Origin of the sequence: Microvirga arsenatis, assembly GCF_009910705.1 — a bacterium.
GTDB lineage: Bacteria > Pseudomonadota > Alphaproteobacteria > Rhizobiales > Beijerinckiaceae > Microvirga > Microvirga arsenatis.
Genome location: NZ_JAAAXJ010000001.1, coordinates 525,053 through 550,078 on the forward strand (window position 1 = coordinate 525,053; position 25,026 = coordinate 550,078).

Genomic DNA, 25,026 nt, shown 5'->3' on the forward strand with positions numbered 1-25,026 from the left:
GCAGAGGGGAGAGGGAAAGGAGACCGCCCGTAATGCCCTCTGAACAGCCGATCCTGCTGAAAAACGCCCGCCTCGTCGACCCCGCCAGCGACCGCGAGGAGCGCGGCGGCGTGCTGGTGCGCGACGGCTTGATCGCAGCCCTCGGCCCGCAGGTGACGGAAGCCGCCGATGCGCAGGTGATCGATTGCGCAGGCCAGGTGCTGGCGCCCGGCCTCATCGACATGCGCGCCTTCATCGGCGAGCCGGGCGGGCCCTATCGCGAAACTCTGAAGAGTGCCGGCGAGGCTGCCGCCGCCGGCGGCGTCACCACGGTCGTGTCGATGCCGGATACGAGTCCGGTTCTCGACGATCCGGCCGTCATCGACTTCATCGTCCGCCGCGCCCGCGACACCTCCATCGTCAACATCCGCCCGGCCGCCGCCCTGACGAAGGGCCTGGAAGGGGCCGAGATGGCGGAGATCGGCCGCCTGAAGGAGGCCGGCGCCATCGCCTTCACGGACGGGGCGCGCTCGGTCACGAACGCCCAGGTCATGCGCCGGGCGCTGACCTATGCGCGCGACTTCGACGCGCTCATCATCCATCACGTGGAAGATCCCGACCTGGTCGGGCAGGGCGTCATGAACGAGGGCGAGTTCGCCTCTCGCCTCGGCCTGCCGGGCATCCCGCGCGAGGCCGAGACGGTGATGCTGGAGCGCGACATCCGCCTCGTGCGCCTGACCGGCGGGCGCTACCACGCGGCGATGATCTCCTGTGCCGATTCGGCCGAGATCGTGCGGGGCGCGAAGGGAAAAGGGCTGCCCGTCACCTGCGGCGTCTCCATCAACCACCTGGCGCTCAACGAGAACGACATCGGCGACTACCGCACCTTCCTGAAGCTCTCGCCGCCGCTCCGGCACGAGGACGACCGGCAGGCGATGATCGAGGCGCTGGCGGACGGCACCGTTGACGTGATCGTGTCGGACCACAATCCACAGGATGTTGAGAACAAGCGGCTGCCCTTCGCGGAAGCGGCCAATGGCGCCGTGGGGCTCGAGACCCTGCTCTCGGCGGCCCTGCGCCTCGTCCATTCGGATCGCATCTCGCTGCCCAAGCTCCTGCGCGCCCTGTCGACGAAACCGGCCGAAATCCTGGGTCTTCCGGGCGGGCGGCTCGCAGTCGGCGCGCCGGCGGACCTGATCGTCTTCGATCCGGACGCGCCTTACGTGCTCGACAAGCGCCAGCTCAAATCCCTGTCCAAGAACACGCCCTTCGACGAGGCGCGTCTTGAAGGTCAGGTGACGGTCACGATGGTCGCGGGCCGGGTGGTTTTTCAACGCGAAACGATGTAACGGGTAGTGAATGTCTGACGAGGCCAATCTCCTGTACCTGCTGGCGGCTCTGCTTTTCGGCTATCTCCTGGGCTCGGTCCCGTTCGGCCTGATCTTCACCCGCATGGCCGGCCTGGGCGACGTGCGCAAGATCGGCTCGGGCAATATCGGCGCCACCAACGTCCTGCGCACGGGCCGCAAGGGCCTCGCGGCGGCGACCCTCGTGGCCGATGCCCTGAAGGGCACGGCGGCGGTGGTCGTCGCCGCCCAATGGGGCCCGCAATTCGCCACGGCCGCGGCCCTGGGCGCCTTCCTCGGCCATCTCTTTCCGGTATGGCTCGGCTTCAAGGGCGGCAAGGGCGTCGCCACCTTCATCGGCGTCCTGATCGGCCTGAAACCCCTGGCGGCGCTGATCTTCTGCCTGATCTGGCTCGGGGTGGCCTTCGCCTCCAAGTATTCCTCGCTCTCGGCCCTCGTTGCCAGCGCGGCGACACCGGTCGTCCTCTGGCTCCTGGGCGAGCCCGGCATGGCCGGGATTGCGGTGATCCTCGTCGCCCTCCTGTGGTGGAAGCACGGCCAGAACATCAGCCGCCTGCTTGCCGGCACCGAGGGCAAGATCGGGCAGAAGGGGTGAGCCCATGATCCTGACGGATGAGCAGCGTCTCGACTGGCTTCGCCTCATCCGTTCGGAAAATGTGGGACCGCGCACCTTCCGCGCCCTGGTCAACCAATATGGCGGCGCGGCCGCCGCCCTCGACGCCCTGCCGGACCTCGCCCGGCGCGGCGGGCGCCTCATGCTCAAGGTCTGCAGCCGGGCCGAGGCCGAGAAGGAAATGGCGGCGGCCGCGCGCCTTGGCGTCCGCTTCGTCGCCATGGGCGAGCCGGATTACCCGAAGACCCTCCAGGCCATCGACACCGCGCCGCCGCTGATCGGCCTGCGCGGCAGCGCCGCGGTGCTGGCCAAGCCTTCCGTCGCCATCGTCGGCTCGCGCAACGCCTCCGCCTCGGGCCTGACCTTCGCCGAGCGCCTCTCGCGGCAGCTCGGCGAGGCGGGCTATGTCGTCGTGTCGGGGCTGGCGCGCGGCATCGACGCCAAGGCGCACAAGGCGAGCCTCGGGACCGGGACGATCGCCGTGCTGGCCGGCGGCCACGACCGGGTCTATCCCGCCCAGAACGAGCCGCTGCTGCAGGCGATTCTCGAGCAGGGCGGGGCGGTGATCTCCGAGATGCCCATGGGCTGGGAGCCGCGCGGGCGCGACTTCCCGCGCCGCAACCGCATCGTCTCCGGCCTTTCCTACGGGGTCGTGGTGGTGGAGGCCGCCCGACGCTCCGGCTCGCTCATCACGGCGCGGTTCGCCCTGGAGCAGGGGCGCGAGGTTTTTGCCGTGCCGGGCTCGCCGCTCGACCCGCGGGCGGAGGGCACCAACGACCTCATCCGCGACGGCGCCACTCTCTGCGCCGGTATCGAGCATGTCACCGCCGTGCTGGAGCCCCTGATCGCCTCGGGCCCACGCCTGGACCGCCACGCCGAGGAACCCCATCACCCGATCGGAATCGAGGAACTCTGGGACGAACTCGACCTGCCCGGCATCGCCCCGGCGCCGACCCGGCCGGTCATGCCTGCAACGGGCCTCGATGAGGAGGAAGGGGACGGCGAGGTGCGCCTGATCACGTTCCTCGGACCCTCGCCCGTTGCCATCGACGACCTCGTCCGGCAGTCGGGCCTGCCGATCCGCACCGTCCAGATGGCGCTCCTGGAACTCGAGATCGCCGGGCGCCTCGAGCGCCACGGGGGCAACGCGGTGTCGCTGATCGGGCCTTAGGGCCCTTTCTCGTCGTCCTGCACGGCCCGGATCGCCTCCAGCCGCGCCATGTCGAGAAGATAGGCGAGGAGGTCGAGCTTCGCCCGCCGGGCGAGGTAGGACAGTTCCGCCGAGAACTCCGCCACGTATCGGGCCGTCTCGGCCTGCGTCATGGGGAGATCGTGCAAAGCGTCGCCATCGGTCGCCAGCGGATCCTCTTGTGCGGACGGAGCCTTCCCGGAACGGCGCAGGGCTTTGGTCATGAGGGCGAAACTGTCCCAGTGTTGCAATTTGCCTACTTAGCAACACAACCATAATCAATACAAGATGTATTATTTAACCTTTGGTTGTAAAGAATTTTTCGATCGTCAACCAAGCAGCGAGATCAGAAGCGGCATCGAGACCAGGGCCAGGAGGGTCTGCAGCGTCAGGATCTCGGCCATGAGCCCGGCATTGCCGCCCATCTGGCGGGCGAGGACATAGGACGCGCTGGCCGAGGGCACGGAAGCGGCGATCACGGTGACCGTCATGTCGCTGCCCGAAACGCCGACGGAACCGGCATAGGCCCAGGCGGTCAGCGGCAGGAGAACGAGCTTCAAGGCGGCTGAGAGGGCATGCGGCAGGCCGGGGCTGGCGAGCCGGCGGATGTCCAGCCCCGCTCCGACGATGAGGAGCCCCGCCGCGAGCGCCGCCCTACCGATGACGTCGATATAGGCGGCAAGCGGCTTCGGCAGCGGCGGGGCCAGGAGGTTGAGGGCGAGCCCCACCGCGCAGGACCAGATGAACGGGTTGGTCACGAAGGAGCGCAGGATCGCCCAGGGGCTCTGCCGGGGCTGGCCGGCGAAGCGGATGAAGACATAGAAGGCGAGCAGGTTGAGGAGCGGCACCATGGCCGCGATGGCGACGGCGATCAGGGCGATGCCGCGCTGCCCGAACAGGCTGCCTGCGACGGCAAGGCCCACAAAGGTGTTCCAGCGCGTCGCGCCCTGGAAGATCGAGGTGAAGCTCGGGCCGTCGATGCCGCAGCGGCGCTCCAGCAGGGGGCGCAGCGCCAGCACCAGCACGGCCATGGTCAGGATCGCACCCACGAGCGCGCCGCCGACGCCGAGGACCGGCACGGTGGTGAGGTCGGCGCGGGACAGGGTGTCGATGATGAGGGCCGGAAAGAAGATCACGTAGGTGACCCGCTCCAGCCCGGACCATTGCTGCTCGCTCACGAAGCCCGTCGACCGGCAGAGCCAGCCGGTGGCGATGATGAGGAAGGTGGGGATCAGGCTGGCGAAGACGGCGGACATGGACGAGCCGGGGAAGGGGCCGGAGGGAACGGCCGGGCAGGAGCGGTGCGCAGGAGCCGCTTAAAGGCTGGCGGGGCGCTCGACAAGCGCCCGTCAAGCTTGCATTGGAATTGGGCTACGGTGCTCCACTTGTCCTTCTCCTCGCCCAGCAGAGGCCCCATGATCCAGGTGACCCATTCCATCGCTCTCGACGAGGCCGAACTGCAGGAGAGCTTCATCCGCGCCTCGGGCCCGGGAGGCCAGAACGTCAACAAGGTGGAAACCGCCGTGCAGCTGCGCTTCGACGTGCGCAACTCGCCCTCGTTGCCGGACTTCGTGAAGGAGAAGCTGGAGCGGATAGCCGGCAGTCGCATGACGAACGACGGCGTGCTGATCATCACGGCCCAGCGCTTCCGCTCCCAGGAGCGCAACCGGGAGGATGCGGTCGAGCGCCTCGTCGAGCTGGTCCGGCAGGCCACCGAGCGGCCGAAGCCGCGCCGGCCCACGCGGCCGACGCTCGCCTCCAAGAAGCGCCGGCTGGAGGCGAAGGGCCGCCGCTCCCAGATCAAGAAGGGCCGCAGCGCCAAGCTGGGTCTCGACTAACCCTCATGCCGGGGCGGGTAGCTGTGCTCGCCGCCCCGGAAATCCGAGACCGTGTGGCAGCCTGCATGCTCCCGAAGGGCATCCGGCCCGATGACGGCCTTCCCGTGACCGCCGGGAATGTCGAGGATGTAGGTGGGCTGGCACAGGCCCGAGATCCGGCCGCGCAGGCCCGCCACGAGGGCGCGCCCCTCCTCGATGGAGAGGCGGAAATGGCTCGTGCCGGGGGCAAGGTCGGGATGGTGCAGGTAGTAGGGCTTCACCCGCGTCTCCACGAAGGCCCGCATGAGGGCGGCAAGCGTGTCGGGATCGTCGTTGATCCCTTTCAGCAGCACCGACTGGCTGATCATCACGATGCCCGCATCCACCAGCCGGGCGCAGGCGGCGCGTGCGTCCGCGGTCAGCTCGCGCGGATGGTTGGCATGGAGCGCCACGTAGGCCGTCTTGCCGCTCGCCTTCAGCGCCGCGATCAGCGCCGCATCGATCCGCTCCGGCTCCACCACGGGCACGCGGGTGTGGAAGCGGACGATCTTCACGTGCTCGATGGCGGAAAGCCGGCGCATGATCTCGGTCAGCCGCCGCGGGGAGAGCACCAGCGGATCGCCGCCGGTGAGGATCACCTCCCAGATTTCCTTGTGCTCCGCGATGTAGGCGAAGGCCCTGTCCATGGCTTCCGGCGACAGGGTGCCGAGCCCCTGCGGCCCCACCATCTCGCGGCGGAAGCAGAAGCGGCAATAGACCGGGCAGACATGAACGGCCTTGAGCAGCACCCGGTCCGGGTAGCGATGGACGATGCCCTCGACGGGGGAATGCGCCAGATCGCCGATGGGATCGCCCCGCTCCTCGGGCGTGGTGGTCAGCTCCGCCGCATCGGGCACGAACTGCCGGGCGATCGGGTCGTTCGGGTCGCCCCGGTCGATCAGCCCGGCCATGGCGGGGCTGATGGCGACGGCATAGCGCTCGGCCACGCGCTCGATCTCCCGCAGATCCTCGGGTGCGATGAGGCCGGCCTCGATGAGTTCCGCCGGGGTGCGCAGGGGGCGCGGGGCGTTCATCGGCCCGTCTCCGGCACGGGCGCCCAGAGCACCTGCTCGATGCGGGAGGCGCCGGTGGCGAGCATCGCCAGCCGGTCGAAGCCGAGCGCGATGCCGCTGGCCTCCGGCATGTGGGCGAGCGCTGCCAGAAAGTCCTCGTCCACGGGATAGCTTTCGCCATAGACCCGCATCTTTTCGGCCATTTCCGCCTCGAAGCGGCGGCGCTGCTCCGCCGGATCGGTCAGCTCGCCGAAGGCGTTGGCGAGCTCCACCCCGCAGGCATAGAGCTCGAACCGCTCCGCCACCCGCGGGTCGCGGGCGGTGGGGCGGGCGAGGGCCGCCTCCGCCACCGGGTATTCGTCCAGGATCGTGGCGCACCCGAGGCCGAGATGGGGTTCCACCCGCTCCACGATGACCCGGCTGAACAGGTCCGCCCAGGTATCGTCCTCGGCCACCCGCAGACCCGCCGCCTTGAGGCTGGCGGCCAGGTGCTCCCGGTCGGTTTCGCCGTTCCGGTCGATGGAGGCCAAGAGGTCGATGCCGGCGAAGCGCTCGAAGGCCTCGGCCACGCTCAGGCGCTCCGGCTCCCGGAGCGGATCGGTCTCGCGACCGCGATAGCGGAGCGTACGGGTGCCCGCCGTCTCGGCGGCCAGAGCCAGGATCTCCCCGCAATCCCGCATGAGGGTCTCATAGGGCTCGCCGGCCTTGTACCATTCCAGCATCGTGAACTCCGGATGGTGCAGGGGGCCGCGCTCCCGGTTGCGGTAGACATGGGCGAAGCACGCGATGCGCCTCTCGCCCGCAGCCAAAAGCTTCTTGCAGGCGAATTCCGGAGAGGTGTGGAGATAGAGGGGCGCCCGGGAGCCATCGAGGCCGATGGCCTCCGTCGCGAAGGCATGAAGATGGGCCTCGTTGCCCGGCGAAGTCTGGAGCGTGGCGGTGTCGACCTCCACGAAGTCGCGGGCGGCGAAGAAGCCGCGCAGGGCCGCCTGGATCCGGTTCCGGCCCAAGAGGAAGGGGCGGCGGTCGGCATGGACGTGGGGCATCCACCAGGGAGAGGGGGCGGCGAGGGGCTTGTCCATTCCAACGGGTTCCGCGAGGTCGGGCTGGCGAATTGCGCGAAGATAGGCTACTTGCGGCTCCGAAATCCGTTTTCGGTGCCACTGGGGGCAGGACGATCCGACCCTCACGACGCGCCCCTATCTGTCACAAGGAAAGCTTCCCGTGAAGGTCATCGCCTCTTCGCTCCGCAAAGGCAATGTCGTCGACATCGACGGCAGGCTCTATGTGGTCCTCACTGCCCAGAACATCCACCCCGGCAAGGGCACGCCTGTCACCCAGCTCGACATGCGCCGCATCTCCGATGGCGTGAAGGTCTCCGAGCGCTACCGCACCACGGAGCAGGTGGAGCGCGCCTTCGTGGAGGACCGCGAGCACACCTTCCTGTACGAGGACGGCGAGGGCTTCCACTTCATGAATCCGGAGACCTACGACCAGGTGGTCGTGCCCGAGGACATCATCGGCGACCAGAAGCCCTACCTCCAGGAAGGCATGGCCGTGATGCTCTCGACCCACAACGGCGTTCCGATCGCCATCGAGCTGCCCGCCCGCGTCACCCTCGAGATCGTGGACACCGAGCCGGTGGTGAAGGGCCAGACGGCCTCCTCGTCCTACAAGCCCGCCACGCTCTCCAACGGCGTGCGCACCATGGTGCCGCCCCACATCACCGCCGGCACCCGCGTCGTGATCATGACGGAAGACGGCTCCTACGTGGAGCGTGCGAAGGACTGAGGGTCCTCTAACAGCGCCACGAAGCCCTCATCCTGAGGAGGACCGTTAGGTCCGTCTCGAACGATCAGGGCGTCTCCAGTGCTCACTGGATCATCCTTCGAGTCGGTCGCTCCGCGATCTCCTCAGGATGAGGTCGGTGTATGTGAAAAGGCTAACAGACCTTGCAGGGCAGGAGGTTTCGGTGGAGGCTCACCGGCCGTCCTGCCCTTTCTCATTCTGCCAAGTCGAGCGGTTTCATGACGAGCGGTTTCATGACGAGCGGTTTCGCCAATCCTATCAACCCTTTGGTCGCCGATGTCGGCAGCCCTCCGATTCCGGAAGCGCAGGCTTGGGTCCGGCGCTATGACGGGTCCTACGGGCCGCTCATCAACCTCTCCCAGGCCGTGCCGGGCAACCCGCCCCATGCGGACCTGCTGGAGCGGATGGCCGCCATCGCCGGCTCACCCACAGGCTCGCAATACGGCCCGATCAACGGCGATGCTTCCCTAAGAGAAGCTTATGCGGCCGACCTCTCGCGCCTCTATGAGGGGCGCATCCAGCCGGGGGACATTGCGGTCACCGCCGGCTGCAACATGGCCTTCTTCGCCGCCATGATGCTTCTCGCCCATCGCGGCGAGGCGGTGCTGCTGCCGACGCCCTGGTACTTCAACCACCAGATGACGCTCGACATGCTGGGCATCGAGCCCCGCCCGCTGCCCTGCCGCGCGGAGCATGGATTCGTGCCGCGCATCGAGGATGCCGAGGCGCTGATCGACGGCAAGGTGCGGGCCATCGTGCTGGTGACGCCCAACAACCCGACCGGCGCCGTCTATCCCGCGCATGTGATCGAGAGCTTCGCCCAGCTCTGCCGGCGGCGCGGCATTTATCTCGTGATAGACGAGACTTACCGGGATTTCCTGCCGCAGGGTGTGAACCGCGCGCACGGGTTGTTCACCGCCGAGGACTGGCGCGACACGGTGATCCAGCTCTACTCGTTCTCAAAATCCTATGCGATCCCTGGCCATCGCACCGGCGCCATCGCAGCGGACGCGAAACTCATCGAGCAGATTGCCAAGATTCTCGACTGCATCCAGATCTGCGCACCGCGGACCGCGCAGGGCGCGCTGCCCTGGGCCATCGACGCCCTGCGCGACTGGCGCGAGGAGAACCGGGCCGAGATCAACCGGCGTGCACAGGTTTTTCAGGCCGCGCTCGCGCCTCTGCCGGAATGGAGGATCGAGTCGGTCGGCGCCTATTTCGCCTATCTCAGCCACCCGTTCCCACAGGCGAAAGCGCAGCAGGTGGCGGAGAGGCTGGCGACGGAGCGGGGCGTTCTGTGCCTGCCGGGAAGCTATTTCGGTCCAGGCCAGGAGGGCCATCTGCGGGTGGCCATCGCCAATGTGGGTGCGGATATCCTGAGCGGGCTGACGGAGCGCTTTCGCGGCCTGACGCTCTGATACCTCCTCGGAGGCAAGACCACATTCTGCCGGCCCGACCCTTGGCGGATGGTGGGGCGACGGTTACTCTCTTGAGGAGACAAGGCATCCGGATGGATGCTCGGGGAATCGTTTTGACCGTCAAGGCAGACGCGACGACAGATGCAGGCGACAGGCTTGCCGAGCCACTGGGCGGATCGGCGAACGGCTCGTCCTGGGCGCTCGACCGCTCCGCTCCCCGACGGCCGGAGGCGCGGCGCCGCCCCTCCCGGACCTATGCCGCGCTCGATCTCGGCACGAACAATTGCCGCCTTCTCATTGCCGAGCCTGCCCATTTCGGCTTCCGCGTCGTGGATGCCTTCTCGCGCATCGTGCGCCTCGGCGAGGGGCTGGGCCTCGGCAACCGCCTGAGCGACGGTGCGATCGAGCGCACCCTCGACGCCCTGAGCGTGTGCCGCGAGAAGATGGCGGCGAAGGATGTGAGGCGCGCTCGCCTCGTGGCGACGGAGGCCTGCCGCCTCGCGGAGAACGGCCCCGCCTTCGTGGAGCGCGTGCGCGACGAGCTCGACCTGGAACTCGAGATCGTCGACCGCAAGACGGAGGCCTATCTCGCCGTGACGGGCTGCGCCTCTCTGGTGGATCCCAAGGCCCATTCGGTGATCGTGTTCGACATCGGCGGCGGCTCCACGGAAATCGCATGGCTCGACGGCCAGGCGCCCCATGCCTACGACGATCCGTGCAAGCGCATCCGTGCCTGGGATTCGCTCCCCGTGGGCGTGGTGACGCTGGCGGAGCGCCACGGCGGCATCGACGTGACGCCCGAGAGCTTCGAGGGCATGGTGGAGGAGGTGTCGGAGCTGCTGATGGACTTCGCCCTCGTGGCGGCGCAGGCCGGGCGGGCGCAGAACTTCCATCTGCTCGGAACCTCGGGAACCGTCACCACGGTCGGCGGCATTCACCTCGGGCTTGCGCGCTACGACCGGCGCCGGGTCGACGGGATGTGGATGCGTCACGGCGAGATCTCGACAGTGATGCAGCGCCTGCTCCATTCCAATTTCAGGCAGCGCGCCGAGAATCCCTGCATCGGCAAGGAACGCGCCGATCTTGTGCTGGCGGGCTGCGCCATTCTCGAGGCGATCCGGCGGGCCTTCCCCTCGGAACGCCTGCGGATCGCGGACCGCGGGCTGCGCGAAGGAATGTTGATGAAGATGATGCGAGAGGATTCGGTGTGGCGAGGGGGCAGCCAACGGTGAGTGCCAAGTCCGGTTCGGGTGTCCGCAACCTCAAGCAGCGCGTGAAGACCGCCAACAAGCGGTCCCTGTCTTCGCAGAAATGGCTGGAGCGCCAGCTCAACGACCCCTATGTCGCCCGCGCCAAGCGCGAGGGCTATCGCTCGCGCGCGGCGTTCAAGCTGCTCGAGATCGACGAAAAGTACCACCTCCTGAAGCCCGGCCAGCGCGTCGTCGACCTCGGCGCGGCACCTGGGGGCTGGTCGCAGATCGCCGCCAGGAAGGTCGGAGCGAAGGGCAGGGTCGTCGGCATCGACCTCCTGCCCATCGATCCCATGCCCGGGGTCGAGTTCATCCAGCTCGACTTCCTGGACGAGAGCGCCCCCGGCAAGCTGATCGAGATGCTGGGCGGGCCTGCCGACATCGTGATGTCGGACATGGCCGCCAACACCACCGGCCACAAGAAGACGGACCACCTGCGGATCATCGGCCTCGCCGAGGCGGCGATCTACTTCGCCCGAGAGATCCTGGCCCCGGGCGGCGCCTTCATCGCCAAGGTGTTCCAGGGGGGCACGGAAAACCAGCTTCTGGCCGACCTCAAGCGCGACTTCGCCGTGGTGCGCCACGTCAAGCCGGCGGCGAGCCGGGCTGATTCGGCGGAACTCTACGTGCTGGCGACCGGTTTCCGGGGACGGGCGGACGAAACGCCTGAAGCCTGACGGCTTCCACTCAAGTCTCGGATACCAGGGAGCCTCGACCATGGCAGCGCACCGCATCGGCATTATCGGCCTCGGCAAGATCGCGCAGGACCAGCATCTGCCCGTGATCAGGACCAACCCCAACTTCGAGCTTCTCGCCGTGTCGAGCACGCGCGGGCTCTCGCATGAGGATGCGAAACACACCTTCCAGGACTACCGCGAGCTCCTGAAGCTGCCCGACCTCGATGCGGTGTCGATCTGCACCCCGCCGCAGGTCCGCCACATCATCGCCCGCGAGGCGCTGCTCGCCGGCAAGAGCGTGCTGCTGGAAAAGCCGCCGGCCGCCACTTTAAGCGAACTCGAGGATCTGAAGGCCCTTGCTGCAAAGACCGGCAAGGTGGTCTTCACTACCTGGCATGCCCAGTACAACAAGGCCGTCGAGGAGGCCAAGAAGGCGCTCGCCGGCTGGTCGATCAAGCGCCTTCAGGTCACCTGGAAGGAGGACGTGCGGCACTGGCATCCGGGCCAGCAATGGATCTGGGAGGCGGGCGGCTTCGGGGTCTTCGATCCGGGCATCAACGCGCTCTCCATCGTGACCCGCATCATGCCGGAGCCGGTCTTCATCAAGGCCTCGGCCCTGCAGTTCCCGGCCAACCGCGACGCGCCGATCGCCGCCGACCTGACCTTCTCCATGAGCCATGGGGCGGGCGATCTTCAGGCGGTGTTCGACTGGCGCCAGACCGGGCCGCAGACCTGGGACATCGAGGTGGAGACAGAAGCGGGCATGCACCTGAAGCTCACCCATGGCGGCAGCTGCCTGGAGATCGGCGGGCGGCTGGTGGTGCAGGAGGAGCCTGCCGAGTACCAGGGCATCTACCGGCGCTTCGACGCCCTCCTGACCATCGGCCACTCCGAGGTCGACGACGCCCCGTTCCGCCTCGTGGCCGATGCGTTCATGGTGGGTAAGCGGGTGCAGGTGGAGGCGTTCGAGGATTGATCCTCGTTCTAAAGCGTCATCCCGGACGGCGGAGCCGATCCGGGATCGTTCTCAGGACAAAGCGCCATTCTCGTCTTGCGATCCCGGGTTCTGCTCCGCAGCCCCGGGATGACGCTATGAATGGCCTCTACGCCAAATTCTTCTTCAAGAACGCCACCGTCCGCTGCCATGCCAGGTCGGCGGCGGCCTTGTCGTAGCGGGCGGCGTTGGTGTCGTTGTTGAAGGCGTGGTTGACGCCCTCGTACATGTGGATCTCGTAGGTCTTGCCCGCCTGCTTCAGCGCCGCCTCGTAGGCCGCGATGCCGGCATTGATGCGCTCGTCGAGGCCCGCGTAGTGCAGCATGATCGCGGCCTGGATCTTCGGAACGTCCTCTGCCTTCGGCTGACCGCCGTAATAGGCCACGCCCGCATTCAGGTTCGGCTCGTTGACCGCGAGGTTGTTCACCGCGCCGCCGCCCCAGCAGAAGCCGATGGCGCCGACCTTGCCGTTGCTGTCGGGGCGGCCCTTCAGGTAGGCCGCCGCCGCCCTGCCGTTGGCGATCACGTCGGGCTGCTTCAATTGGCCGATCATCTCACGGCCCTTGTCCTCGTCGGCGGGCGTGCCGCCCATGGGGGAGAGGTAGTCGACGCCGAGCGCAACGAACCCTTCCGCCGCCATGCGACGGGTGACGTCCTTGATATGCGGATTAAGTCCGCGATTCTCGTGGATGACGATCACGGTCGGCAGCTTGGCCTGAGCGTCCTTCGGCTTCACCAGATAGCCCTTGAGGCCGGGCTGCGCGCCTGGAATATCCACGGTCTCGGCCGTGATCCGCGGGTCGTTCTCGGGGATCGTCTGCGCCTGGGCGTAGTTGTTCTGAAGGATCGGCAGGAGGGCCGTCGCGGCCGCCGTGCTGCCCGCGAGAGCCGCGAGCCTGTCGAGGAAGGAGCGGCGGCTCATGCCGCCATGGGTGAAGTCGTCGTAGAGGTCGATGATGCGCTGGTCCATGGTGCCTCCTGGTCCGGAGGGCATGGTAAAGCAATCCTATCGCCGTTCTACCTCCTCACCGAGATTTGTAGTGCCGTCGCCCAGGCCGGTGGCGGGAGGCCTGCGCTCCACGGCCCGGTGGCCCGACATCTCGGCGCCCGCATTGGCCGAGAGGCGCAGGAAGACGAAGCCGGACAGGGCCGACACGGCGGCGACAGCCCAGAAGGCGGGTCCGAAATCCGCCGCCGTGATCCCGGGCGTGCCGTCGAGGGTCGAGGCGGTCTCCAGCACGAGAGCGCCGAAGGCCACGCCGATGCTGAGCGAGACCTGCTGCAGGGCGCTTCCCAGGCTCGTGGCGTAGCTCATCTCCCGGTTGGAGATTTCCGCATAGCCGATGGCGTTGAGGCTGGTGAACTGGAGCGAGCGGAAGCAGCCGCCGACCAGCAGGACGATCATGATGAGCCAGTGCGGCGTCTCGGGGGTGAAGAACCCGTTGGCTGCCACGAAGGCGGCCCCGATGAAGGCGTTGATGGTCAGGAGCCGTCGGAAGCCCGTGCGTTCGAGGATGCGCTTGGCCATGGTCTTCATGAACAGGGCGCCCACGGCCGCGATGAAGGTGAGGGAGCCCGAGGCGAGCGGACCCAGGCCGAAGCCCACCTGCAGCATCAGCGGCAGCAGGAACGGGATCGCCCCGATGCCGATGCGGAACAGGGAGCCGCCCACGACGCTCGCCCGAAAGGTCGGCACCTTGAGCAGGCTGAGATGCAGGACCGGGTAGGGGGTGCGCCTCGCATGAAAGACGTAGAGGATCAGGCTGACGGCCCCGACCACGGTGCATCCGAGCGAGATCTCGGCCGGAATGAGATGCTGCCCGCTGGTGGAGAAGCCGAGCATCAGCAGGGAGAATCCCACGCCGGTGAGCAGAAACCCGATGAGGTCGAGGGGCGGGGTGTCGTCCTCCCTGATATTCGGCACGAACATCACGGCGCAGACGATGCCGAGGATCCCGATGGGGATGTTGATGAAGAAGATCCAGCGCCAGTGAGCGAATTCCGTGATGAATCCCCCGAGCGGCGGCCCGATGATGGGGCCGATGAGGGCGGGGATTGTCAGGGTCGCCAAGGCCTGCACCACCTCGCTGCGGGCGACGCTGCGCAGGAGCACGAGGCGCCCGACCGGCACCATCATGGCCCCGCCGGCGCCCTGGACGAAGCGGGAGAACACGAACCATTCGAGGGAATTGGCGGCCGCGCAGGCCAGGGAGCCTGCCATGAACACGCCGATGGCGGCCGTGAAGATGGTTCTGGCGCCGTACTTGTCCGCCATCCAGCCCGAGATCGGGATGAAGATCGCGAGGCTCACCAGGTAGGAGGTCAGCGCCAGCTTGAGGGCGATGGGCTCCGTTCCCAGGTCCCGGGCGATCATCGGCAGGGAGGTGGAGATCACGGTCGAATCCATGTTCTCCATGAACAGGGCCGTCGCGATGATCAGCGGGAGAAGGCGGGATTGGCGCATGACTCGTCGGACTTAGCGCCATGTAACCCCGATGCAAAGGGTGAAACGGCGCATTGCAGATCTTCTGGGGACGCGTCTCTGGCCCCTTTGCTAAGTCGAAACCCCGTGCTACGGACCCGTGCCAACTCGCCAAAGCGTTATCCGTCCACCGCGCACCCCTTAAAGGAGTTGGTCCATGGCCTCCCTATTCGCCGAAAAGATCATCGAGGGACTGACCTTCGATGACGTGCTGCTGCGGCCCGGCCGCTCGGAGGTCATGCCCAGCGAGGTGGACGTCGCGACCCGCCTGACCAAGACCATCCGCCTCAACATGCCGATCATCGCCTCGGCCATGGATACGGTAACGGAGGCCCGCATGGCCATCGCCATGGCTCAGAACGGGGGCTTGGGCGTGATCCACCGCAATCTCGAGCCGGAGGCCCAGGCCGAGCAGGTGCGCCTCGTGAAGCGCTACGAGTCCGGCATGGTCATGAACCCCATCACCATCCATCCGGACGAGACCCTGGCCGATGCGCTGGCCATGATGAAGCACCACGGCATCTCGGGCATTCCGGTGGTCGAACGCGGACCGGCCGGCGCCAAGGGCAAGCTCGTCGGCATCCTCACCAACCGCGACGTGCGCTTTGCCAGCAATCCCGGCCAGAAGGTTTCGGAGCTCATGACCAAGGACCGGCTGATCACGGTCCGCGAGGGCGTGAGCCAGGACGAGGCCCGCCACCTCCTGCACCAGTTCCGCATCGAGAAGCTTCTGGTCGTCGACGATCACTTCCGCTGCATCGGTCTGATCACCGTGAAGGACATCGAGAAGCAGGTGGCCTATCCGAACGCCGCCAAGGATGCCCAGGGACGCCTTCTGGTCGCTGCCGCCACCACCACGGGCGAGCAGGGCTTCGAGCGCGCCGAGCGCCTCATCGATGCGGGCTGCGACGTGGTGGTGGTCGACACCGCCCACGGCCACTCGGTGAAGGTGCTGGAGAGCGTCGCCCGGGTGAAGAAGCTCTCGAACGCCGTCCAGGTGGTGGCCGGCAACGTGGCGACCCGGGAGGGCGCCCAGGCGCTCATCGACGCCGGAGCGGATGCGATCAAGGTCGGCATCGGGCCGGGCTCCATCTGCACCACCCGCATCGTGGCGGGCGTCGGCGTACCCCAGCTCACCGCCATCATGGAGGCCGTCGAGGCGGCAGCAACGGCCGACATCCCGGTGATCGCCGACGGCGGCATCAAGTTCTCGGGCGATCTCGCCAAGGCGCTCGCCGCCGGCGCCTCCTGCGCCATGGTGGGCTCCCTGCTCGCGGGCACGGACGAGACCCCCGGCGAGGTGTTCCTGTACCAGGGCCGCTCCTACAAGGCCTATCGCGGCATGGGCTCGGTGGGCGCCATGGCCCGCGGCTCCGCCGACCGCTATTTCCAGGCCGAGGTGCGCGACACCCTCAAGCTCGTGCCGGAGGGCATCGAGGGGCAGGTCGCCTACAAGGGGCCGGTGGCGGGCGTGCTGCACCAGCTCACCGGGGGGCTACGCGCCTCCATGGGCTATGTGGGCGCCGCGACGCTAGCGGAATTCCGCAAAAAGGCGCAGTTCATCCGCATCACCTCCGCCGGCCTGCGCGAGAGCCACGTCCACGACGTGACGATCACGCGGGAAAGCCCTAATTATCCGACTCGCAGCTAAGCTTTTCGCGAGTCTCCGTCCATGAGCATCTCCGCCGTCATCCTGCCCGTTCTCGTCCAGGTCGGGCTCACCCTCGTCCTGCTGTTCGCCCTCGGCCGCTCGCGCCTCGCGACGCTGAAATCCGGCGAGCTGAAGGTGAGGGACATCGCGCTGGGCGAGCGCGTCTGGCCCAAGCGCATCCTGCAGCTTCAGAACTCGTATCAGAACCAGTTCGAGCTGCCGGTGCTGTTCTATGCCCTGGTGGCGCTGGCGCTGATCACCCGCAAGGCGGACATGCTCTTCGTGGTGATGGCCTGGATGTTCGTGGCGAGCCGCCTCGTCCATGCGGCGATCCACGTCACCTCGAACAAGGTGCCCTGGCGTTTCCAGGCCTTCGCGGTCGGGGTGCTGATCCTGGCCGCCATGTGGGTGATCTTCGGCATCCGCATCTTTTCGGCGGAGGCCGGCGCTTGAGAGGCGGACGGGACGGGCGTTGCCCCCGTCCCGCCGGTGCCGTTAATAGCGGCGGCCGCTCTCGAGCTGGGTCTTGGCGTCGGTCTGCTTCATCGGAGGCGGCGTGAGGTCGGCAGCCGGGGCGGTGGCGCAGGCGGCAATCGCGAGGGTGAGGCCGACGGCGACGAGGCCGCGGGTCAGACGGGTCAGCATGGGCGGTGTCTCCGGAAAGGAATCGTGCGGACTGCACGCGCTTTCCCCAATCACGTCCGATCCTGACGGAAAATAGGAAACTTTGTGTCGTATCTACGGCCAAGCTCGAGTGTGCTTTTCTCATGACACCTGCCGCCCGCATCTCCGCCGCCATCGAGGTCCTGGCCGATATCGATGCCCGGCGCCGCCCGGCCACCGATGCCCTGAAGGATTGGGGCCTCGCGCACCGCTTCGCCGGCTCCAAGGACCGGGCCGCCATCGCGAGCCTCGTCTACGACGCCCTGCGCCGGAAGGCCTCCGCCGCCTGGATCATGGGCGAGAACACCCCTCGCGCCATCGTGCTCGGCATGCTCCGGCTGCAGCGCGGGCTCGGTGCGCGCGACATCGCGGCGCTCTGCTCCGGCGAGCGCTTCGCGCCGGAGCCGCTCGCGGAGAACGAGCGCGAGCGGCTGGAGAAGGCGGACCTGTCCGGCGCTCCGGCCCACGTCGCCGGCGACTTTCCGGACTGGATCGAGCCCTCCCTGCAGCGCCTCTTCGGCGAGGACCTGGCTCCTGAGATGCAGGCGCTCGCCACCCGCGCGCCGCTGGATCTGCGTGTGAACACCCTGAAGGTCTCCTCCCGCGAGGAGGCGCACGATGCCCTGCCGCATCTCGGCGCCGTGGAGACGCCGCTGTCGCCGCTGGGATTGCGCATCATGCCGGGGGAGGACGGGCGCGGGCCCGCCGTGCAGTCCGAGCCGGAGTTCCTGAAAGGCTGGATCGAGATCCAGGACGAGGGCTCGCAGCTCGTGGCGCTGCTCTCCGGCGCCAGGCCCGGCGAGCAGGTGGTGGACCTCTGCGCCGGCGGAGGCGGCAAGACCCTGGCGCTGGCGGCCATGATGGAGAACCACGGCCAGATCTACGCCACCGACAACGACGCCCGCCGCCTCGCGCCGATCCACGACCGGCTGACCCGGGCGGGCGTCCGAAACGTACAGGTGCGCACGCCCAGGGCCAAGGCCGATGCCGTGACGGATCTCGACGGGCGCATGGACTGCGTTCTCGTGGACGCGCCCTGCACCGGAATCGGAACCTGGCGGCGCAACCCCGACGCCAAGTGGCGCCTGCGCCCCGGCAGCCTCGAAACCCGGCGCAAGGAGCAGGCGACGGTGCTCGACCGCGCCGCAGCCCTGGTGAAGCCGGGCGGGCGCATCGTCTACATCACCTGCTCAATCCTGCCCGAGGAGAACGACGACGCGCTCTCCGCCTTCATGGAGCGCCACGAGGGCTTCGCGTCGAAGCCCGTCGCTCAGGTGCTCGGGGCGGTAGGCCTCACCCATCTTGCGGATGTCGTGCGCCCGACCGCTCATGGGCTGCAGATGACTCCGCTGAAGACCGGGACGGACGGCTTTTATGCCGCCGTGCTGGTGCGAAAGCCATGAATAAGCGTCATATTCCCGTTGTTGACCCGACCCCAAAGGCCGTAAAGACCTCGCCATGACCCAGACCCACGACAAGATCCTCATCGTCGATTTCGGCTCCCAGGTGACCCAGCTCATTGCCCGGCGCGTGCGCGAGGACGGGGTCTATTCCGAGGTCGTGCCGTTCCAGAAGGCGGCCGAGGCGATCCGGACCATGAAGCCGAAGGGCGTGATCCTGTCGGGCGGCCCGGAATCGGTGACGACCGACGCATCCCCCCGGGCGCCGAAGGAGCTGTTCGAGGCGGGGCTGCCGGTCTTCGGCATCTGCTACGGCCAGCAGACCATGGCGGCCCAGCTCGGCGGCGAGGTCGAGGGAGGCCACCATTCCGAGTTCGGCCGCGCGGAGGTCGAGGTGCTCACCGAGAGCCCGCTCTTCCAGGGCGTGTGGCAGGTCGGCAAGAAATACCCGGTCTGGATGAGCCATGGCGACCGGGTCACCCGGCTGCCGGAGGGCTTCGAGGTTCTGGCGGCGTCCGAGAACGCGCCCTTCGCGGTGGTGGCCGACGAGGAGCACAAGTTCTACGGCGTGCAGTTCCATCCGGAGGTGGTGCACACCCCTCAAGGAGCCCAGCTCATCCGCAACTTCGTGCGCGACATCGCCGGCTGCAAGGGCGACTGGACCATGAAGGCCTTCCGCGAGGAGGCCATCGAGCGCATCCGCGCGCAGGTCGGCTCCGGCCGCGTCATCTGCGGCCTGTCCGGCGGCGTCGATTCCGCCGTGGCGGCGGTGCTGATCCACGAGGCTATCGGCGACCAGCTCACCTGCGTCTTCGTCGATCACGGCCTGCTGCGCATGGGCGAGGCCGGGCAGGTGGTGACGCTGTTCCGCGACCACTACAACATCCCCCTCGTCCACGTGCAGGCGCAGGACCTGTTCATCGGCGCGCTCGAGGGCGTGTCGGACCCGGAGGTCAAGCGCAAGACCATCGGCCGGCTCTTCATCGAGGTCTTCGACGAGGAGGCCAAGAAGATCGGCGGCGCCGACTTCCTGGCTCAGGGCACGCTCTACCCGGACGTGATCGAGAGCGTCTCCTTCACCGGCGGCCCCTCCGTCACCATCAAGAGCCACCACAACGTGGGCGGCCTGCCCGAGCGCATGAAGATGAAGCTCGTGGAGCCCCTGCGCGAGCTGTTCAAGGACGAGGTGCGGGTGCTCGGCCGCGAGCTCGGCCTGCCGGACGCCTTCGTCGGCCGTCACCCGTTCCCGGGGCCGGGGCTGGCCATCCGCGTGCCCGGCGAGATCACCCGCGAGAAGCTCGAGATCCTGCGCAAGGCCGATGCCATCTATCTCGAGGAGATCCGCAATGCCGGCCTCTACGACGAGATCTGGCAGGCCTTCGCCGTGCTGCTGCCGGTGAAGACCGTGGGCGTGATGGGCGACGCGCGCACCTACGACCATGTCTGCGCGCTGCGTGCCGTGACCTCCATCGACGGCATGACGGCCGATTTCTATCCCTTCGACATGAAGTTTTTGGGCCGGGTCGCCACCCGCATCATCAACGAGGTGAAGGGCATCAACCGCGTCACCTACGACATCACCTCGAAGCCGCCGGGCACCATCGAATGGGAATAAGCGATGGCAGTGACGCTCTACGGCATCAAGAACTGCGACACGATGAAGAAAGCCCGCGCCTGGCTCGACGTCAGGGACGTGGCCTACAGGTTCCACGACTACAAGGTGGACGGGATCGATCGGGCGCGGCTGGAATCCTGGGCGCGATCCGTGGGCTGGGAGACGCTGCTCAACCGCGCCGGCACGACCTTCCGCAAGCTCCCGGAGGCCGAGCGCGCCGGCATCGACGAGCGCAAGGCGCTCGCGCTCATGCTCGACCAGCCTTCCATGATCAAGCGCCCGGTGCTCGATCTCGGCGGACGTCTTCTCGTCGGGTTCAAGCCGGAGATGTATGAGGAAGCGGTTCGGTAGGCGCGTTTCCTACCCTGCACTGTCATCGATCACCCTTCATCGTCATGCCCGGCCTTGAGCCGGGCATTCGCGTTCGAGGCTAACAACACTCAAACCTCATCCTGAGGAGCCGCGCAGCGGCGTCTCGAAGGAGGCTCCAGAGAGCACTGGATCATCCTTCGAGACGCAGACTGAGGTCTGCTCCTCAGGATGAGGTTCGAGACTGCTTAACTGTGTGCAAAGACGTGGATGGACGGGACAAGCCCGGCCGTGAAGGGGCGGGTGTCATCCCGGGGCCGCGCAGCGGAGCCCGGGATCCATAGCCGCTGACGATGCAGGATAGCACGCAACGCTGATCACTCTTTCCTGAGACGTCGCGGTTATGGATCCCCGCCTTCGCGGGGATGCCAGGTGGTGCGCTTCAGCAGTCATAATCCCACTTGGTCAAGCAAAAAGGCGGGCCGCAAAGCCCGCCTTTTTCGTGTCTGAAGTAGGCCGCCTTACTGGATCTTCGGCGGCTCGTTGAAGTTCAGGCCGGGGAGGCCGCCCGGGTCTCCGGGGGCGCCGAGGCCGGGGACCAGCAGCTCGTCGAGCTTCTTCTGCACCGCTGCCGGATCGACCGCGGGGCCGGCCGCCTTGTAGTGCATCACGATGTTCGGGAACAGGATCACGATGCCGACCATGATGAGCTGGATGACCACGAAGGGGATGGCGCCCCAGTAGATCTGGCCCGTGGTCACCGGCTCCATGCGCTTGCCCGTCACCCGGTCGACATAGGGCACCTTCGGGGCCACCGAGCGCAGGAAGAACAGGGCGAAGCCGAAGGGCGGGTGCATGAACGAGGTCTGCATGTTCACGCCCAGCATGACGCCGAACCAGATCAGGTCGATCCCCAGCTTTTCGGCCGCGGGGCCGAGCAGCGGCACCACGATGAAGGCCAGCTCGAAGAAGTCGAGGAAGAAGGCCAGCAGGAAGACCAGGGCGTTCACCACGATCAGGAAGCCCACCTGACCGCCCGGAAGCGAGGTCAGCAGGTGCTCCACCCAGATGTGCCCGTTCACGCCGTAGAAGGTGAGCGAGAACACGCGGGCGCCGATCAGGATGAAGAGCACGAAGGCGGAGAGCTTCGCGGTCGCCTCCGTCGCCTGGCGCACGATGGTGAAGTTGAAGCGGTTGGGGTTGTTGTCCAGCCGGCGCTTGACCGCCGCCAGGATGACGGAGCCGAGCGCGCCCATGGCGCCGCCCTCGGTCGGAGTGGCGAGACCAATGAAGATGGTGCCGAGCACGAGGAAGATCAGCAGCAGCGGCGGCACCATGACGAAGGTGGTCTGCTGGGCCATGTTCGACATCAGGCGAAGGCCCGTGAACCGCTCGACGATGCCCACCACGAGCGCATAGACGGCGCCCGCGAGGACCATCTCCATGGTGAGCGCGAGACCCTCATAGCCCTGGTTGTGCAGGACCACATAAGCGCCGACGAGCAGCACGACCAGCACCGCGGAGATCGCGATTCGCTTGGCGCCGAGCAGCTTGTTCATCACGGCGCAGATCAGGGCCACGACCGTGCCGACGCAGATGGTCAGGATCACGAAGTCCGCACCGGCGCGGGTGCCGGTCTGCGACAGGACGTAGTAGCCGACGAGGCCGGAGAACAGCACCAGGACGCCGAGCTGCCACACGCCGCGGGAGCCGTTGGGCTCGCGGTAGCCGACCGCCTCCAGCGGCAGGCCGGGGGCGGCCTTCGGATCGATGAGCGAGGCGATGAGCACATAGACGGCATAGAGGCCCGCCAGGATGATGCCCGGCAGGAACGCGCCCTCGTACATGTCGCCCACCGAGCGGCCGAGCTGGTCGGCCATGACGATGAGAACCAGCGAGGGCGGAATGATCTGGGCCAGCGTGCCGGAGGCGGCGATCACGCCCGAGGCGAGGCGCCGGTCGTAGCCGTAGCGCAGCATGATCGGCAGGGAGATCAGGCCCATGGAGATCACGGAGGCGGCGACGACGCCGGTGGTGGCGGCGAGCAGGGCGCCCACGAAGATCACCGCATAGGCGAGGCCGCCGCGCAGCGGGCCGAAGAGCTGGCCGATGGTGTCGAGCAGGTCCTCCGCCATGCCGGAGCGTTCGAGGATGTAGCCCATGAAGGTGAAGAACGGGATCGCCAGCAGCACCTCGTTCGACATGGTGCCGTAGATGCGGTCCGGCAGGGCCTGCAGGAGCGGCCATGACAGGTTGATGTTGGCCGGCGCATAGGGAGCGAGCTCGACCGCGATGAAGAAGAACAGGAGGCCGTTGGCCGCGAGCGAGAAGGCGACCGGGTAGCCGAGGAGAAGGAAGATCACCAGCGCGCCGAACATGATCGGTGCGAGGTTCTGGGCAATGAAGGCAGCCATGCGAGTGACTCCGGAATCAGATCAGGGCGGGGGCGTCAGCGGATGCCGTCGCCTGGGGGCTCGCCGCCCTTGGTGGTGCTGGTATCGGCCAGTTCCGCGATCAGCCGCTCGGCTTCCGCCTCGGCCGCGGCGTGGGCGCCCACGTGATCGTGCTCGTCGACGAGCTGGCCGTTCATGATCGCCACGCGCTTGATGAGCTCGCTCAGCCACTGGAAGGCGAGCGAGATGAAGCCGAGGAGAATCAGACCCTTGGCCGGCCAGATCAGCAGGCCGCCCGCATTGGAGGAGACCTCGCCGGAGCGGTAGGAGTTCAGGAAGTAGGGGACGGCCAGATAGAGCATCAGGGCCACGAAGGGGAGCAGGAAGAAGAGGTGTCCGATCAAGTCGATGGTGTCGCGCCCGCGCTTCGTGAGCTTGTTGGACACGATGTCGATGCGGATGTGCTCGTTCGCCTTCAGGGTCCAGGCGGCGCAGAGCATGAACACGGCGCCGAACAGGTACCATTGCAGCTCGAGCCAGGCATTGGACGAGACGCCGAAGATGCGCCGGATGATGGCATTCACGGCGGAGACCAGGATGGCCACCACGATGGCCCAGGCCGCCACCTTGCCGATGCGTTCGTTGAACGAGTCGATGACACGGGATAGCCGAAGAAGCGCCGTCACCTGTCTCCCCCTTGGAACTTGTTGGTTGGAAATCTTGCGGCCTAGCTATCGGACTTGGACCAGCCCCGCTAGTGCCGTTTTAGTCGAATGCAAGGTTTCGACGGGTCCTAGCCGGGAAATTTTCGGGCTGCAAGAGGAGGCCTTGTTAAAAGTTTAGGCAGTCCAAGACTTTGATGCGCGCCCGAACCTTGCGGGCTGCGGCCATCGAGCCTTTGCCCTGCCGCCCCTTTCGCCGCGCCGGTTGTCGTTTCCGGAAGCCTGAGGCTATAAGTTCCTATCTTCCGGAGGGTACCTGTGACGCTGCTCGTTCTCGGCCTCGTGATCTTTCTCGGCACCCATTCCTTCAGCATGGCGCGGACGCGCCGGGCGGCCCTCATCGGCCGCATCGGGGAGGGGCCGTACAAGGGGCTTTACTCCCTGGCTTCGCTCGCCGGCATCGTCCTGGTCTCCATCGGCTACGGGCAGTATCGCGCCAACGGCTACATCCCGGTCTGGGACCCGCCGGTCTGGACGCGCCACCTCGCCCTGCTGCTGGTTCTCGTCGCCTTCATCTGCTTCGTGGCGGCCTATCTGCCGGGCCGCATCAAGGCGCGGCTCAAGCACCCCATGCTCGCCGGCGTGAAGATCTGGGCCTTCGCGCACCTCATCGCCAATGGGGACCTGGGCTCGATCCTGCTCTTCGGCTCCTTCCTGGCCTGGGCGGTGCTCGCGCGCATCAGCGCCAAGCGCCGGGACGTGGCGGCCCAGCACGGCGGCACGGCGGCCCCGGCGGGCTGGCGCAACGATGTCCTGGCGGTGACGATCGGCACGGCGGCCTATCTCGCCTTCGTGTACTGGCTTCACCCCTGGCTCATCGGCGTCTCGGTTCTGCCCATGCGGGCATGAAGGAGGGCATGAAGGCTCTCGCCTTGTGCGGAGGTGTGTGCTAGGCGACCCTCCTTCGATTGCAGGAGGCGGCCGCCTGTTGGCCGCATGAGAGACGCCATGGCCCCGAACGACGAGTTCATTCGCGAAGTCGACGAGGAATACCGCCGCGACCAGCTCGCCCAGATCTGGCAGCGCTACAACGGAATCATCATCGGCATAGTGGTCCTGATCGTCGCCTCGGTCGGAGGCTGGCGCTACTGGCAGCATCACCAGGAAACCCGCGCCCAGGCCGCGGCGCTCCGCTACGAGGAGGCCCTGCGCCTGTCCTCCGAGGACAAGGGGCAGGAGGCGCAAAGCGCCTTCGAGGCCCTGGCGAAGGAGGATGGCGGCAACGGCTATGCCATGCTCGCCCGCTTCCGCCTCGCCGCCGAGCTCGGCCAGCAGAATGCGGAGAACGGCGCCTCCGCCTTCGATGCGCTCGCCAACGACGCTTCCGTCCCGGCCCTGTGGAAGGACCTGGCGCGCCTGCGCGCCGCGTGGCTGCGCCTCGACACCGCGGAGCCCGCGCGCATCCGCCAGGCGCTCGAGCCGCTGGCCGCGCCGTCCAATGCCTGGCGCCATTCCGCACGGGAACTCTTGGGCCTGTCCGGCCTTAAGGCCGGTGACATGGATTACGCCGGTCGCTGGTTCGACCAGATCGCAGCCGACCGCGAGACGCCCGCCACCTTGCGGCAGCGCCTTGCCGTCTATACCGCCCTCGTGGCGGGCGGTCCGGTGCAGGCGACCCAATAAGGT

Annotated in this window: 25 protein-coding genes; 16 read left to right on the forward strand and 9 right to left on the reverse strand. The window is 67.4% G+C overall.

Annotated elements, in window-relative coordinates; translation table 11 throughout:
- Positions 1-32: 32 nt before the first annotated feature.
- The 3 genes from GR303_RS02425 to dprA are packed head-to-tail and all read left to right on the forward strand — an operon-like array spanning position 33 to position 3,130.
- Positions 33-1,328, forward strand: coding sequence for a dihydroorotase (locus GR303_RS02425; RefSeq protein WP_161721804.1), 1,296 nt, complete (start codon positions 33-35; stop codon positions 1,326-1,328).
- Positions 1,329-1,338: 10 nt separating this feature from the next.
- Entirely contained in the window at positions 1,339-1,941 is a 603-nt protein-coding gene (gene plsY, locus GR303_RS02430) for a glycerol-3-phosphate 1-O-acyltransferase PlsY (RefSeq protein ID WP_161721805.1), read from the forward strand.
- A gap of 4 nt (positions 1,942-1,945) precedes the next feature.
- Positions 1,946-3,130 carry a DNA-processing protein DprA gene (gene dprA, locus GR303_RS02435; protein WP_161721806.1) on the forward strand — a complete coding sequence of 395 codons (1,185 nt, stop codon included), beginning with the start codon at positions 1,946-1,948 and terminating at the stop codon, positions 3,128-3,130.
- On the opposite strand, the gene GR303_RS02440 is transcribed toward dprA, so the two are convergent.
- Positions 3,127-3,372, reverse strand: coding sequence for a hypothetical protein (locus GR303_RS02440; protein ID WP_161721807.1), 246 nt, complete (start codon positions 3,370-3,372; stop codon positions 3,127-3,129). The genes dprA and GR303_RS02440 overlap by 4 nt on opposite strands.
- A 105-nt stretch (positions 3,373-3,477) precedes the next feature.
- Positions 3,478-4,404, reverse strand: a complete 927-nt coding sequence (locus GR303_RS02445; protein ID WP_161721808.1) for an AEC family transporter — start codon at positions 4,402-4,404, stop codon at positions 3,478-3,480.
- Positions 4,405-4,563: 159 nt separating this feature from the next.
- Here GR303_RS02445 and arfB point away from each other — a divergent pair, with 159 nt between their 5' ends.
- Positions 4,564-4,986, forward strand: a complete 423-nt coding sequence (gene arfB, locus GR303_RS02450) for an alternative ribosome rescue aminoacyl-tRNA hydrolase ArfB (RefSeq protein ID WP_161721809.1) — start codon at positions 4,564-4,566, stop codon at positions 4,984-4,986.
- On the opposite strand, the gene GR303_RS02455 is transcribed toward arfB, so the two are convergent.
- Both GR303_RS02455 and epmA read right to left on the reverse strand, forming a co-directional pair.
- Positions 4,983-6,038 (reverse strand): lysine-2,3-aminomutase-like protein, encoded by a 1,056-nt coding sequence (locus tag GR303_RS02455; RefSeq protein ID WP_161721810.1) that lies wholly within the window; start codon positions 6,036-6,038, stop codon positions 4,983-4,985. The two genes, arfB and GR303_RS02455, sit on opposite strands and share 4 nt — an antisense overlap.
- A complete protein-coding gene (gene epmA / locus GR303_RS02460; RefSeq protein ID WP_161721811.1) occupies positions 6,035-7,099 on the reverse strand; it encodes an EF-P lysine aminoacylase EpmA in 1,065 nt (354 codons plus the stop codon). The genes GR303_RS02455 and epmA overlap by 4 nt, the downstream gene beginning before the upstream one ends.
- A gap of 142 nt (positions 7,100-7,241) precedes the next feature.
- On the opposite strand from epmA, the gene efp reads away from it, so the two are divergent.
- From efp to GR303_RS02485, 5 genes are all read left to right on the forward strand, one after another.
- Positions 7,242-7,808, forward strand: a complete 567-nt coding sequence (efp, locus tag GR303_RS02465; RefSeq protein WP_161721812.1) for an elongation factor P — start codon at positions 7,242-7,244, stop codon at positions 7,806-7,808.
- 251 nt (positions 7,809-8,059) lie between these two features.
- A complete protein-coding gene (locus GR303_RS02470) occupies positions 8,060-9,244 on the forward strand; it encodes an aminotransferase (protein ID WP_161721813.1) in 1,185 nt (394 codons plus the stop codon).
- Positions 9,245-9,357: 113 nt separating this feature from the next.
- On the forward strand, positions 9,358-10,476 hold the full coding sequence (locus GR303_RS02475) for a Ppx/GppA phosphatase family protein (RefSeq protein WP_246205322.1): 1,119 nt from the start codon (positions 9,358-9,360) through the stop codon (positions 10,474-10,476).
- Positions 10,473-11,171 carry an SAM-dependent methyltransferase gene (locus GR303_RS02480; protein ID WP_161721815.1) on the forward strand — a complete coding sequence of 233 codons (699 nt, stop codon included), beginning with the start codon at positions 10,473-10,475 and terminating at the stop codon, positions 11,169-11,171. Before GR303_RS02475 ends, GR303_RS02480 begins: the two co-directional genes overlap by 4 nt.
- A 40-nt stretch (positions 11,172-11,211) precedes the next feature.
- Entirely contained in the window at positions 11,212-12,147 is a 936-nt protein-coding gene (locus GR303_RS02485; RefSeq protein ID WP_161721816.1) for a Gfo/Idh/MocA family protein, read from the forward strand.
- A gap of 127 nt (positions 12,148-12,274) precedes the next feature.
- On the opposite strand, the gene GR303_RS02490 is transcribed toward GR303_RS02485, so the two are convergent.
- Entirely contained in the window at positions 12,275-13,135 is an 861-nt protein-coding gene (locus GR303_RS02490) for a dienelactone hydrolase family protein (protein WP_161721817.1), read from the reverse strand.
- A 36-nt stretch (positions 13,136-13,171) separates the two neighbouring features.
- The gene (locus tag GR303_RS02495; protein WP_161721818.1) at positions 13,172-14,629 is read right to left on the reverse strand and encodes a DHA2 family efflux MFS transporter permease subunit; all 1,458 of its coding nucleotides are present in this window, start codon (positions 14,627-14,629) and stop codon (positions 13,172-13,174) included.
- Positions 14,630-14,804: 175 nt separating this feature from the next.
- Between GR303_RS02495 and guaB the strand changes: the two genes are divergently transcribed.
- Positions 14,805-16,298, forward strand: coding sequence for an IMP dehydrogenase (gene guaB / locus GR303_RS02500; protein ID WP_161721819.1), 1,494 nt, complete (start codon positions 14,805-14,807; stop codon positions 16,296-16,298).
- Positions 16,299-16,319: 21 nt separating this feature from the next.
- On the forward strand, positions 16,320-16,751 hold the full coding sequence (locus GR303_RS02505; RefSeq protein WP_161721820.1) for an MAPEG family protein: 432 nt from the start codon (positions 16,320-16,322) through the stop codon (positions 16,749-16,751).
- 42 nt (positions 16,752-16,793) lie between these two features.
- On the opposite strand, the gene GR303_RS02510 is transcribed toward GR303_RS02505, so the two are convergent.
- On the reverse strand, positions 16,794-16,943 hold the full coding sequence (locus GR303_RS02510) for a hypothetical protein (RefSeq protein WP_161721821.1): 150 nt from the start codon (positions 16,941-16,943) through the stop codon (positions 16,794-16,796).
- Between the two features lie 122 nt (positions 16,944-17,065).
- On the opposite strand from GR303_RS02510, the gene GR303_RS02515 reads away from it, so the two are divergent.
- From GR303_RS02515 to GR303_RS02525, 3 genes are read left to right on the forward strand one after another with little or no spacing between them, the layout of a single operon-like run.
- Complete coding sequence (locus GR303_RS02515; RefSeq protein WP_161721822.1) at positions 17,066-18,364, forward strand: RsmB/NOP family class I SAM-dependent RNA methyltransferase; 1,299 nt, start codon at positions 17,066-17,068, stop codon at positions 18,362-18,364.
- A 55-nt stretch (positions 18,365-18,419) separates the two neighbouring features.
- Positions 18,420-19,976 carry a glutamine-hydrolyzing GMP synthase gene (gene guaA, locus GR303_RS02520; protein ID WP_161721823.1) on the forward strand — a complete coding sequence of 519 codons (1,557 nt, stop codon included), beginning with the start codon at positions 18,420-18,422 and terminating at the stop codon, positions 19,974-19,976.
- A 3-nt stretch (positions 19,977-19,979) separates the two neighbouring features.
- Complete coding sequence (locus tag GR303_RS02525; protein ID WP_161721824.1) at positions 19,980-20,327, forward strand: ArsC family reductase; 348 nt, start codon at positions 19,980-19,982, stop codon at positions 20,325-20,327.
- A gap of 479 nt (positions 20,328-20,806) precedes the next feature.
- On the opposite strand, the gene GR303_RS02530 is transcribed toward GR303_RS02525, so the two are convergent.
- On the reverse strand, positions 20,807-22,699 hold the full coding sequence (locus GR303_RS02530) for a TRAP transporter large permease (protein ID WP_161721825.1): 1,893 nt from the start codon (positions 22,697-22,699) through the stop codon (positions 20,807-20,809).
- A gap of 35 nt (positions 22,700-22,734) precedes the next feature.
- Positions 22,735-23,364: a TRAP transporter small permease subunit gene (locus tag GR303_RS02535; RefSeq protein ID WP_161721826.1), complete on the reverse strand. Its 630-nt coding sequence runs from the start codon at positions 23,362-23,364 to the stop codon at positions 22,735-22,737.
- Between the two features lie 294 nt (positions 23,365-23,658).
- Here GR303_RS02535 and GR303_RS02540 point away from each other — a divergent pair, with 294 nt between their 5' ends.
- Together GR303_RS02540 and GR303_RS02545 are read left to right on the forward strand one after the other, a co-directional pair.
- Positions 23,659-24,249, forward strand: coding sequence for an NnrU family protein (locus tag GR303_RS02540; protein WP_161721827.1), 591 nt, complete (start codon positions 23,659-23,661; stop codon positions 24,247-24,249).
- 99 nt (positions 24,250-24,348) lie between these two features.
- Entirely contained in the window at positions 24,349-25,023 is a 675-nt protein-coding gene (locus GR303_RS02545; RefSeq protein WP_161721828.1) for a tetratricopeptide repeat protein, read from the forward strand.
- Positions 25,024-25,026: the final 3 nt, after the last annotated feature.

Excerpts from the sequence above, each read along its gene's own strand:
- GR303_RS02425 (WP_161721804.1), top strand. The coding sequence starts at position 33 with ATGCCCTCTGAACAGCCGATCCTGCTGAAAAACGCCCGCCTCGTCGAC.
- GR303_RS02510 (WP_161721821.1), bottom strand. The coding sequence starts at position 16,943 with ATGCTGACCCGTCTGACCCGCGGCCTCGTCGCCGTCGGCCTCACCCTC.
- GR303_RS02470 (WP_161721813.1), top strand. The coding sequence starts at position 8,060 with ATGACGAGCGGTTTCGCCAATCCTATCAACCCTTTGGTCGCCGATGTC.
- GR303_RS02495 (WP_161721818.1), bottom strand. The coding sequence starts at position 14,629 with ATGCGCCAATCCCGCCTTCTCCCGCTGATCATCGCGACGGCCCTGTTC.
- guaA (WP_161721823.1), top strand. The coding sequence starts at position 18,420 with ATGACCCAGACCCACGACAAGATCCTCATCGTCGATTTCGGCTCCCAG.
- GR303_RS02505 (WP_161721820.1), top strand. The coding sequence starts at position 16,320 with ATGAGCATCTCCGCCGTCATCCTGCCCGTTCTCGTCCAGGTCGGGCTC.
- arfB (WP_161721809.1), top strand. The coding sequence starts at position 4,564 with ATGATCCAGGTGACCCATTCCATCGCTCTCGACGAGGCCGAACTGCAG.
- GR303_RS02515 (WP_161721822.1), top strand. The coding sequence starts at position 17,066 with ATGACACCTGCCGCCCGCATCTCCGCCGCCATCGAGGTCCTGGCCGAT.
- GR303_RS02545 (WP_161721828.1), top strand. The coding sequence starts at position 24,349 with ATGGCCCCGAACGACGAGTTCATTCGCGAAGTCGACGAGGAATACCGC.
- plsY (WP_161721805.1), top strand. The coding sequence starts at position 1,339 with ATGTCTGACGAGGCCAATCTCCTGTACCTGCTGGCGGCTCTGCTTTTC.
- GR303_RS02485 (WP_161721816.1), top strand. The coding sequence starts at position 11,212 with ATGGCAGCGCACCGCATCGGCATTATCGGCCTCGGCAAGATCGCGCAG.
- GR303_RS02445 (WP_161721808.1), bottom strand. The coding sequence starts at position 4,404 with ATGTCCGCCGTCTTCGCCAGCCTGATCCCCACCTTCCTCATCATCGCC.
- guaB (WP_161721819.1), top strand. The coding sequence starts at position 14,805 with ATGGCCTCCCTATTCGCCGAAAAGATCATCGAGGGACTGACCTTCGAT.
- dprA (WP_161721806.1), top strand. The coding sequence starts at position 1,946 with ATGATCCTGACGGATGAGCAGCGTCTCGACTGGCTTCGCCTCATCCGT.
- GR303_RS02440 (WP_161721807.1), bottom strand. The coding sequence starts at position 3,372 with ATGACCAAAGCCCTGCGCCGTTCCGGGAAGGCTCCGTCCGCACAAGAG.
- GR303_RS02455 (WP_161721810.1), bottom strand. The coding sequence starts at position 6,038 with ATGAACGCCCCGCGCCCCCTGCGCACCCCGGCGGAACTCATCGAGGCC.
- GR303_RS02530 (WP_161721825.1), bottom strand. The coding sequence starts at position 22,699 with ATGGCTGCCTTCATTGCCCAGAACCTCGCACCGATCATGTTCGGCGCG.
- GR303_RS02525 (WP_161721824.1), top strand. The coding sequence starts at position 19,980 with ATGGCAGTGACGCTCTACGGCATCAAGAACTGCGACACGATGAAGAAA.
- epmA (WP_161721811.1), bottom strand. The coding sequence starts at position 7,099 with ATGGACAAGCCCCTCGCCGCCCCCTCTCCCTGGTGGATGCCCCACGTC.
- GR303_RS02490 (WP_161721817.1), bottom strand. The coding sequence starts at position 13,135 with ATGGACCAGCGCATCATCGACCTCTACGACGACTTCACCCATGGCGGC.